At 66.6% G+C, this 9875-nt stretch carries 5 protein-coding genes and 1 CRISPR repeat array; all 5 genes read left to right on the top strand.

Going from position 1 to position 9875, the window contains the following annotated elements; all coding sequences use genetic code 11:
- Nucleotides 1–54 precede the first annotated feature (54 nt).
- Nucleotides 55–2648: a CRISPR direct-repeat array (repeat unit 28 nt; unit sequence GGATCATCCCCGCTCACGCGGGGAGCAC).
- A 430-nt stretch (nt 2649–3078) separates the two neighbouring features.
- Genes cas3 through cas5e form a run of 5 tightly spaced genes read left to right on the top strand, consistent with a single transcriptional unit; the run spans nt 3079 to nt 9875 of the window.
- Nucleotides 3079–5850 carry a CRISPR-associated helicase Cas3' gene (gene cas3 / locus EHW97_RS06015; protein WP_124236256.1) on the top strand — a complete coding sequence of 924 codons (2772 nt, stop codon included), beginning with the start codon at nt 3079–3081 and terminating at the stop codon, nt 5848–5850.
- Nucleotides 5847–7409 carry a type I-E CRISPR-associated protein Cse1/CasA gene (gene casA / locus EHW97_RS06010; protein WP_124236255.1) on the top strand — a complete coding sequence of 521 codons (1563 nt, stop codon included), beginning with the start codon at nt 5847–5849 and terminating at the stop codon, nt 7407–7409. Before cas3 ends, casA begins: the two co-directional genes overlap by 4 nt.
- Entirely contained in the window at nt 7406–8065 is a 660-nt protein-coding gene (casB, locus tag EHW97_RS06005; protein WP_124236254.1) for a type I-E CRISPR-associated protein Cse2/CasB, read from the top strand. Before casA ends, casB begins: the two co-directional genes overlap by 4 nt.
- Entirely contained in the window at nt 8062–9189 is a 1128-nt protein-coding gene (gene cas7e, locus EHW97_RS06000) for a type I-E CRISPR-associated protein Cas7/Cse4/CasC (protein ID WP_124236253.1), read from the top strand. The genes casB and cas7e overlap by 4 nt, the downstream gene beginning before the upstream one ends.
- A complete protein-coding gene (cas5e, locus tag EHW97_RS05995; protein WP_124236252.1) occupies nt 9186–9875 on the top strand; it encodes a type I-E CRISPR-associated protein Cas5/CasD in 690 nt (229 codons plus the stop codon). Before cas7e ends, cas5e begins: the two co-directional genes overlap by 4 nt.

The following is a 9875-nucleotide window of genomic DNA, read 5'->3' as shown; positions in this document are numbered from 1 at the left end:
CCCCGCTCACGCGGGGAGCACTGGGACGAGGTGCTGTCTCGCGCCGAAAAGGACGGATCATCCCCGCTCACGCGGGGAGCACCGGATTGCGTCATTGAACAGTTCGGTGAGGTGGGGATCATCCCCGCTCACGCGGGGAGCACGTTCGCCAACGCGGTCCAGGCTGCCGGGGACGGGGATCATCCCCGCTCACGCGGGGAGCACGACGGGCCGCCTGGAGCGGTGGTCTGGTAGCACGGATCATCCCCGCTCACGCGGGGAGCACAGCACGCCCACGAAAGCCGGTGTTCGCGGTGCCGGATCATCCCCGCTCACGCGGGGAGCACTGGCACCGGGCGCGCACGAGCAAGCGGCTGAGGGGATCATCCCCGCTCACGCGGGGAGCACGCTCCAGCGAACATGAACGAACCGCCGACGTCGGGATCATCCCCGCTCACGCGGGGAGCACGACGCGGAGAACCTTTACCCGACCGTCAAGGCAGGATCATCCCCGCTCACGCGGGGAGCACGCCAGCACCGAGAAGCGCCCGGTGTAGACCGGGGGATCATCCCCGCTCACGCGGGGAGCACCGACTTGCGCTGCACCTGGCCGGTGACGATCGGGGATCATCCCCGCTCACGCGGGGAGCACCACGAGGCGCTCTCGAAGCCGAGGCCCCCCACCGGATCATCCCCGCTCACGCGGGGAGCACGCGAGCCAACCGCGGATCGCCGCCAGGTTGTTGGGATCATCCCCGCTCACGCGGGGAGCACCTCGCCTCGATGCACTGGAGGCGGCATGACCGAGGGATCATCCCCGCTCACGCGGGGAGCACATCCGGTGTCGTGGCATGGTCCGGCGCGGGTCAGGATCATCCCCGCTCACGCGGGGAGCACGCCTTGAAGCGGATCGTCGCGCCGTTCTTGAACGGATCATCCCCGCTCACGCGGGGAGCACAGCTTACGTCGCATCGCACACCTCCACGCCTCTGGATCATCCCCGCTCACGCGGGGAGCACTCGCCTCGACGCACTGGAGGCGGCATGACCGAGGGATCATCCCCGCTCACGCGGGGAGCACCAGTCCGGACCCTTCTTGGCCTTCGTTGGGTACGGATCATCCCCGCTCACGCGGGGAGCACGGTTCATCACTTCTCCTTCGGTGCGACGACGACGGATCATCCCCGCTCACGCGGGGAGCACGTCCTCACCGACCCTGACGAGCCCGCCTCGCGCGGATCATCCCCGCTCACGCGGGGAGCACATGCTCAGCACCGACGACGACGGCGAGGTCGTGGGATCATCCCCGCTCACGCGGGGAGCACCAGCACCCGATCGTCTGCGCGATCGACTACGCCGGATCATCCCCGCTCACGCGGGGAGCACTTGACGAGTGCCTTGGTCACGGCCGCGAGGGTCGGATCATCCCCGCTCACGCGGGGAGCACGATCGATGAAACGGTCCGGGAGGTGTCGGCCCGGGATCATCCCCGCTCACGCGGGGAGCACAAGACGACCGCGAAGGGTGCCAACCCGAGAGCGGGATCATCCCCGCTCACGCGGGGAGCACTTCCACTCCGCGACCCCACTGCAGCCCTTGGGGGGATCATCCCCGCTCACGCGGGGAGCACGGGATGTCGAGGCCGGTGACGCGGCTGATCTCGGGATCATCCCCGCTCACGCGGGGAGCACCCGCGCCGCCGCCTCGATCTCCTCGCGGGTGGGGGATCATCCCCGCTCACGCGGGGAGCACACGTGCACCTCGTCAGCGTCATCGAGCCACACCGGATCATCCCCGCTCACGCGGGGAGCACTTCCCGCCGCTGACGATCAACTGGGACCAGAAGGGATCATCCCCGCTCACGCGGGGAGCACACGAGCGTGTCGAGGTCCACCAGCGGCGCAGCAGGATCATCCCCGCTCACGCGGGGAGCACCGCCACGAGCAACAGATGGTGCGAGCGGCGATGGGATCATCCCCGCTCACGCGGGGAGCACGGTTCGCAAGAACTGCGCCGAACAGCGCGAGCCAGGATCATCCCCGCTCACGCGGGGAGCACACCGCCGCCCGTGAGTGGCGTGTGCCCTGGACGGGATCATCCCCGCTCACGCGGGGAGCACCGACTCGATGCGCCGGCCGATCTCGCCCGACACGGATCATCCCCGCTCACGCGGGGAGCACTTGATCTGGTCCGACCGTGGCTCGGCGGTGATCGGATCATCCCCGCTCACGCGGGGAGCACAGACGGACGTCCTGGGAGCTGAGGTCATCGGTGGGATCATCCCCGCTCACGCGGGGAGCACTTGATGGATCGGCGGCCACCTGAGCGCACCACCGGGATCATCCCCGCTCACGCGGGGAGCACCTGAACATTTGCGCTCCGCACACGGGGCAGAACGGATCATCCCCGCTCACGCGGGGAGCACCCACGACCTGAGCTGCCCGAACGCTTCCGAGCCGGGATCATCCCCGCTCACGCGGGGAGCACAGCGTGACCTCGCGGGCCTGCCCGCCCTCGTACGGATCATCCCCGCTCACGCGGGGAGCACGAACTCGAACGGCACCGAACCGACCAGGCGAACGGATCATCCCCGCTCACGCGGGGAGCACCTACTCGTGCAGCTCGCTGATGTCGGCCAGGTCGGATCATCCCCGCTCACGCGGGGAGCACTCTTGACCTGCACAAACAGCAACGTACAAGTCATAACGGCATCAGTTTCACATAGCCAGCTGACCAATCACGTGGGGGGGGGACATGAAGGCAAGGCATCCGGCGATGATCGCAGCGTCACCACCAACAGGTAGTGTCGAGGGGTGCTCCCCGCGTGAGCGGGGATGATCCGGTGTTGGTTGGTTGTGTGCCATGGGTAAGTGGCTGTTCCCTGCGCGAGCGGGGATCTCTGGGGACGACTCCCCGACCAGCTAACGTGTTGGCTAGTAAGACGAAGGTGTTTGTTGGTAGACCCAAGGCCAACTCACCCGTAGCCTTCTCGCATGCTCGGCCGGAGAGGAGGGAGGGCGTTGGTGAGTGCGCGTAAGTCAGCTTGGCAGAGAGCTTCAGAAACCGGGGCGGAACCGGTGAAGTTCGGTGGCCGGGTTGGATGAACATCCAACCCGGCCACGACCCCAGTTTTCTCGCGCGGACCTTCTGGGCCAAGACCGGAGACGGTGGTTCGTGGTTGTCACTTCCGCAGCACCTCGCCGACAGCGCTGACGTCTGCGCCCTGCTGTGGGATCACTGGTTACCTCCAGCCGTCAAGAGCTATCTGGCACGCACCTGCGGAGGAGACCCGGCAGCGCGTGCCCTCGCGGTGTTCCTTGCTGGAGTGCACGATGTCGGGAAAGCGAGCCCCGCGTTTCAGGTGAAAGGCACCCCCGAACTGCGTGAACAGTGCTGGAATGCGGGCTACCCGTTCGAGCTGATCGTCCAGCGGTTATCCCCCTTGCTCCCCCATGGCGCAGCCGGTCAGATCGCCCTCAGACGCTGGCTGGAGGATGACCACGGATGGGAGCGCGCGGAAGCCAACCGACTTGCGATCGTCGTCGGCGGACACCACGGCATATTCCCGACGAGCTCAGACATTCGCCGCGGCAACTCGGAAGAGTTGCTCGGAGACGAGTCATGGCAGCGTGCCCGCGTCACTTTGTTGGAGGAGTCGCTGCGGCGCGCCGGCGGCGCTGCTCATCTGCCGACGTGGCGCTGCGCTCCGATCCCGCCGAGCGCCCAGGCGCTGCTGACCGCGATCGTGATCCTGGCGGACTGGATCGCGAGCAACGCCGAACTCTTCCCCTACAACGACTTCAGCGACGCCCGAACGGCGAAAGCGTGGGAACTGCTTCATCTACCCGAGCCGTGGCGTCCCGAGGCCGCCACCGACGACGCCGATACCCTGCTCGCTGACCGCTTCGCCTTGCCTCCCGGATCTCATGCGCGACCGTTACAGCGTGACCTCCTGGATCTGCCCGAGCAAGTCGACGAGCCCGGTCTCACGATCATCGAAGCTCCCATGGGGACCGGCAAGACCGAGGCCGCCCTGCTCCTGGCCGAGCGCCTCGCCGCCCGCCAGGGCCTCGGAGGCGTGTTTTTCGCCCTCCCGTCCATGGCGACGAGCAACGCCATCTTCAGCCGGATCAAGGCGTGGGTGGAGCGTCTCCCGCACCCGTCAGGAGCATCGGCGCCGCTTCACCTCGCCCACAGCAAGGCCGGCCTCAACGACGAGTTCAACAGCATCGTCCACGACGGGACGGTACGCGATATCGATCATGCCGAGGACGCGGCCAGTCGCGCCCGTCTGGTCGCCGTCGTTCACGAATGGCTGTCCGGCCGCAAGAAGGGCCTGCTCGCCAATTTCACGGTCGGCACGATCGATCAGATTCTGCTCATGGCCCTGAGGAGCCGCCACCTCGTCCTCCGGCATCTCGCGCTGGCCAACAAGGTCGTCGTGATCGACGAAGTTCACGCCGCCGACGAGTACATGGCGGTGTTCATGGACCGGGCCCTCGAATGGTTGGGCGCCTACGAGGTGCCCGTCATTCTGCTCTCCGCGACGCTGCCAAGCGATCGAAGAATCGCCATGCTCCAGGCATACCGGCGGGGTCGGTACGGCACCACCGCCGACCTCATCGAGATCGCCCAGTCGCGCGCGTACCCGCTGGTCAGCGCCACCACCAGCGAGGGTGCCGTGGCCGTCGCACCGGCCGATGACGAACGGTCGACGGTGATCCGGATGACACCGCTTGACGACGACCTGGAGGCGCTCGACACCGCGCTCGACGAACGTCTTCACGACGGAGGATGTGCCGTGGTGATCCGCAACTCGGTCAAGCGAGCACAGATGACCTACCTGCACCTTCGCGAACGGTACGGTGATGAGGTCTCGCTCATCCACGCACGGTTCATCGCGACCGACCGACTGCGAAAAGAACAGGACCTACTCGACGCGTTCGGTTCCCCAGCTCGCGCGAAGGCCCGTCCGTTCCGGCACGTCGTCGTCGCGACCCAGGTGGTCGAGCAGTCGCTCGACGTCGACTTCGACCTGATGGTCACCGACCTGGCTCCGGTGGACCTGGTTCTCCAGCGGGCGGGGCGACTCCACCGCCATCATCGTTCGGGACGCCCCACGGCCCTCAGCGAAGCCGAGTTGCTGGTCACCGGAGTGGGATGGGAGCACGACGTTCCCCGTTTCGAGCCGGCGTCCACAGCAATCTACGGCACCGACTCGCTCCTTCGCTCCCTTGTGACCTTGGGGGTACCCCAACCCCGCCTCCTCACACTCCCTGCTGATATCCCCGAACTCGTTCAAGACGCCTACAGCGACACCTACGAGGTGCCCACGGCACTGGCCGCCATGGCTCGCGAGGCCGGCGAAGAGGCCGCGATGTTGCGCGACCGGCGCCAGTCGAAAGCCGAATCCTTCCTCCTCTCCGAGCCGAGCGACCCCCTGTCGCGCTGGGCTGGGCAGGAGAACGACGCCAGCGAGGCCAAGGGCCGTGCCACGGTGCGGGATGGCCGCGAATCACTCGAGGCCATCGTCGTGCGTCGATTCGCTGGCGAGATCTACGAATGGGGCACCGATCCGCTGTCGGCCGATCCATTGCCCCAAGAGTTCCCACCCGAGCCGGCGACAGCGCGTAGGGTGAGCACCCACACGGTAGGCCTTCCGCCGGCCCTGACCCATCCGGGCGCGATCGACGCGACCATCGCGGCACTCGAGGGGAACTTCTTCGCCGGATGGCAGGCGTCGTCGTGGCTGCGCGAGCAGTTGGTGCTGGTGCTCGACGAGAACTGTCAGACCCGTGTACGAGACTTCCTCATCAGCTACGACGACGAACTCGGCATCGTTGCCGTCCATGACGAGACAGGACTTTCATGACGCCCACCTTCAACCTCATTGACGAACCGTGGATCCGCGTTCAGAGCCTCGACGGCGCCGTGACGGAGCGCTCCATCATGCACGTCTTCGAGGAGGCGGCGGCACTTCGGCAGATTCTAGGCGACCTACCGACTCAGTCGTTCGCGCTGTACCGCCTGCTGTTGGCCATCATGTACCGAGCGACGGCAGAGCAGCCGGATCGGTGGGCGCAGTGGTGGAGCACGCGAGAGTTGCCGGTGGCACAGATCGGGGCCTACCTGACTCGCTTCCACGGCCGCTTCGACCTGCTGGATCCGAAGGCGCCGTTCTACCAGGTCGCCGATCTGCGAACGCAGAAGAACGAATTCACCGAATTGACCCGCTTGATCGCCGACGCCGGCTCGGACTACCTCAGCACCAAGAGCGGCGAAGCGGTCACGTCGTTGAGCTTCGCCGAGGCAGCCAGATGGCTGGTGCACTGCCACGCCTTCGACGTGTCAGGGATCAAGAGCGGCGCCGTCGGCGACCCTCGGGTCAAGAACTCGAAAGGCTATCCCATCGGGATGGGGTCAGCCGGTCACATCGGCGGGGTGCTGTTGGAGGGTGAAAACCTGCTGGAGACTCTGCTGTTGAACTTCGTTCCGCAGAAGCCTGGCACGCCAGATTTCGCGGCCTGGGAGATCGCCGACGAATTCACTGCCGCACCCCGCCATCGCGAGGACCTCGACATCGCCTACCGTCCTCGCGGCCGAGCCGAGGTGCTGACCTGGCAGACGCGTCGCGTGCGGTTACGGCACGATGGGTCACGCGTCGATGCCGTGCTCATCACCAACGGAGACCGCTTCAGCGCCGTCAACCTCCGCCAGGTGGAGATGATGACCGCCTGGCGCGAGAGCGCCGCACAGGCCCGCAAACACGGTGGCCAGGCGTTCATGCCGGTCACCCATCAACCCGACCGAGCCGTGTGGCGAGGACTCACCGCACTGCTCAGCAGCGACACCGGCCCTGGAACACTCGATCATCTCAGCGAGATGATCGAACGAGGCGTACTCGACGACTCCTACGTGCCGCGCCTTCGTGCCGTCGGCGCCCACTACGTCAGTAACGCCTCCGTTCTCGGCGACGTGATCGACGACGAGATCGCGTTTCCCGTGCGGATCTTGACCGCCGACCGCGGCGAGCTTCGCCAGGTGGTGATCAGAGCGGTCCAGAAGGTGGACAAGGTGGCTGTCGCCTACGCGAATCTCGTCGCCGATCTCGACCGCGCCGCCGGAGGCGAAGCCGCCGGACGTTCCCTCGCTCGCGAACGGTTCTACGCGCTCCTCGATGAACCGTTCCGCCGGTGGGTCGATGGACTCCGCGATAGCCAGAAATCCGCGGCCCGTGCCGACCTGGACTGGTCGGAGACGCTCTGGCGTGCCGCGATCGCCGCGGGCAGCGAAGCCTGTGAAGTCGCCGGCCCAGCGGCATGGGTGGGTCGCGTAGCCGGCGGACGCCACGTCGACACCGGTTCCGCGGAGCTGTGGTTTCGACGTGAACTGCACAAGATCCTGCAACTCGACTACCAGGAGAGCGCATGACCGCATCATCGACACCACCGGCCGGCCCACGGGCCAGAAGCCGGCTCGGAAGGGCCGTTGAGCAATCCGTCACCCGATTGCAGGACGCGTACCTGAACAACCGTTCCGCCGCCGTAGCCGATCTGGCTCGGCTGCGCCGCGGTGTCGGCGCTGCGCCCGGCGACGACTTCGAGGCGACCGGCATCGTCCTGCGGGCGGTGGGAGACGTCATCGACGAACGGCGGTTCGAAGGGCCCAGCGCGAAGGAATGGGCGGCGTATCTGGCGTTTACCCTGTTCGCCGTGCACCAGCAGTCCAAACGGACCACTCGAATGCACGTGCAGGGTCACTCACTCGGCCGCGCCACCCGACGGCTTATCGACCGACAGGGCGGCCTGAGCACGGATCGGGTTCACCCCGTGCGTCGGCGCTTCGATGCGCTGGGGACGTCGACCTCGATGGCCGAGACGGCCCACCATGCGCGCGGGCTCATCAGTCAGTTGCGCGGCGAGGACATCCCGCTCGACTACGGACTGCTCGCCGAGCAACTGGTGCGGTTGCAGTTCCCCGACACGGCTGGGCGGGTCCGCCTGGCCTGGGGTCGGGACTTCTACCGCGTCGCGGCCGACGACCTGTCCCCCTCACCTCCCCCCACCGCAGAAGGAGAGACCGCATGAACGTCTACCTCGATCTTCACGTCCTGCAATCCGTGCCTCCTAGCAATGTCAATCGCGACGACACGGGAAGCCCCAAGACCGCCCTGTTCGGCGGAACGCGCAGGGCTCGCGTCTCCAGTCAGGCCTGGAAGCGCGCGATGCGTCTTGATTTCCAGCGCCGACTCGATTCCAGCGATCTCGGTGTGCGCACGAAACGCCTACCGAGGCTTCTCACGGACGCGATCACCGGTCAGGACCCGTCCATCGGCGAGGAGACGGCTATAGCTCTGGCCACCGAACTGCTGACCAGGCTCGGGTTCTCCTTGAACGTCCCCCGGGGCAGGGAGAAGGAGCCGGACGCGGACAAGGAGTCGGAGTACCTGGTGTTCCTCAGCAGGCGACAGATCGACAACCTGGCCGACTACGCCATTCGAACCCATCACAGCGGCGAGAAGATCTCCAAGAAGGACGCCGCCGCGATCGCGATGCTGGACCACTCGATCGATATCGCGCTCTTCGGCCGGATGGTGGCCAACCTCACCGACATCAATGTCGACGCCGCCGCGCAGGTCGCTCACGCACTCAGCGTGCACAGCGTCGAGACCGAGTTCGACTACTTCACCGCTGTCGACGACGTCGACAACGACGACCATGCTGGTGCCGGGATGATCGGCACCGTGGAGTTCAACTCCTCCACCCTGTACCGGTACGGCACCGTGAACGTCCCCGCGCTTGAGGAGACACTCGGCGACGCAGAGGCGGCGGTCCGTGCTGTCGAGACCTTCATTGAGTCCTTCGTGCGCAGCATGCCGACCGGTAAACAAAACACGTTCGCGAACCGGACGCTCCCCCACGCCGTGATGGCGACGGTGCGCTACGACCAGCCGATCAATCTTGCGGGGGCCTTCGAGGACGCCGTCACCGCAGGAGGCGGACAGTCGCGGCTGGCTCGGGCGGCCGGGACGCTGGTCGAGCATGCGAACAAGCTCGACGAGGCATTCCCGCCGGCCAAGGCACCGAAGAGCTGGGTCGTGTGTGCTCATCCGGACACGGAGGCTCTCGCCGAGAGAGGCGCCGCCGTATCGCTTGAACAGCTCGTAGCCGAGGTTGCCGATGAGCTGCGTTCCTCGGTGACCTCACGATGAGCACGCTCCTGCTGCTGCTGACGGGCCCGATGCAGTCCTGGGGGGCCTCGAGCCGGTTCGCGCAACGCGCCACCGAGAACGTCCCGACTAAGAGCGGTGTGCTCGGGCTCCTGGCAGCGGCTCAGGGACGACGACGAACGGACTCGATCGAGGACTTGGTCAAGTTGCGGTTCGGCGTGCGTGTCGAGGCTTCCGGTTCTCTCCTGCGCGACTTCCAGACGGCACAAAGCGAGCAGAAGTCGCTGCCACTGACGTACCGCTACTACCTCTCAGACGCCACATTCCTCGCCGGTGTCGAAGGTGACGACGCGATGATCGAGGGTCTGCATCAGGCGCTGCGCCACCCGGCCTTTCCCCTGTACCTCGGCCGGCGCTCCTGCCCTCCCTCGCGACCAGTTGCGAAAGGGATCCGCCGGACAGATCTCGAGACTGCTCTTCGGGACGAACCCTGGCTCGCATCCGAGAGGCAGATGCGCACGCACAGGGCCTCGACCGTCCGCCTTCGCCTCCTCCTTGACGCCGAGCCGGGTGAGGACGGGATCACGATGCGCGACGTCCCCCTGAGTTATGACCCGCGAGATCGTCAATATGGCTGGCGCACGGTAACGGAGGCCGAACCGGTAGCGGTAGACAATCCCGTCGGCCACGACCATGCTCACGATCCCATAGCCGAATGCGGGGGATGA

It is taken from the genome of Aeromicrobium camelliae (genome assembly GCF_003850045.1).
In the GTDB taxonomy this organism is placed as follows: domain Bacteria; phylum Actinomycetota; class Actinomycetes; order Propionibacteriales; family Nocardioidaceae; genus Aeromicrobium; species Aeromicrobium camelliae.
The sequence above is the reverse complement of the archived record's forward strand: the minus strand, read 5'-3'. Positions and strand labels throughout refer to the sequence as shown.

Bases quoted from the DNA above. Each gene is read 5' to 3' on its own strand.
- cas3 (WP_124236256.1), top strand. From the start codon at position 3,079: ATGAACATCCAACCCGGCCACGACCCCAGTTTTCTCGCGCGGACCTTC.
- casA (WP_124236255.1), top strand. From the start codon at position 5,847: ATGACGCCCACCTTCAACCTCATTGACGAACCGTGGATCCGCGTTCAG.
- casB (WP_124236254.1), top strand. From the start codon at position 7,406: ATGACCGCATCATCGACACCACCGGCCGGCCCACGGGCCAGAAGCCGG.
- cas7e (WP_124236253.1), top strand. From the start codon at position 8,062: ATGAACGTCTACCTCGATCTTCACGTCCTGCAATCCGTGCCTCCTAGC.
- cas5e (WP_124236252.1), top strand. From the start codon at position 9,186: ATGAGCACGCTCCTGCTGCTGCTGACGGGCCCGATGCAGTCCTGGGGG.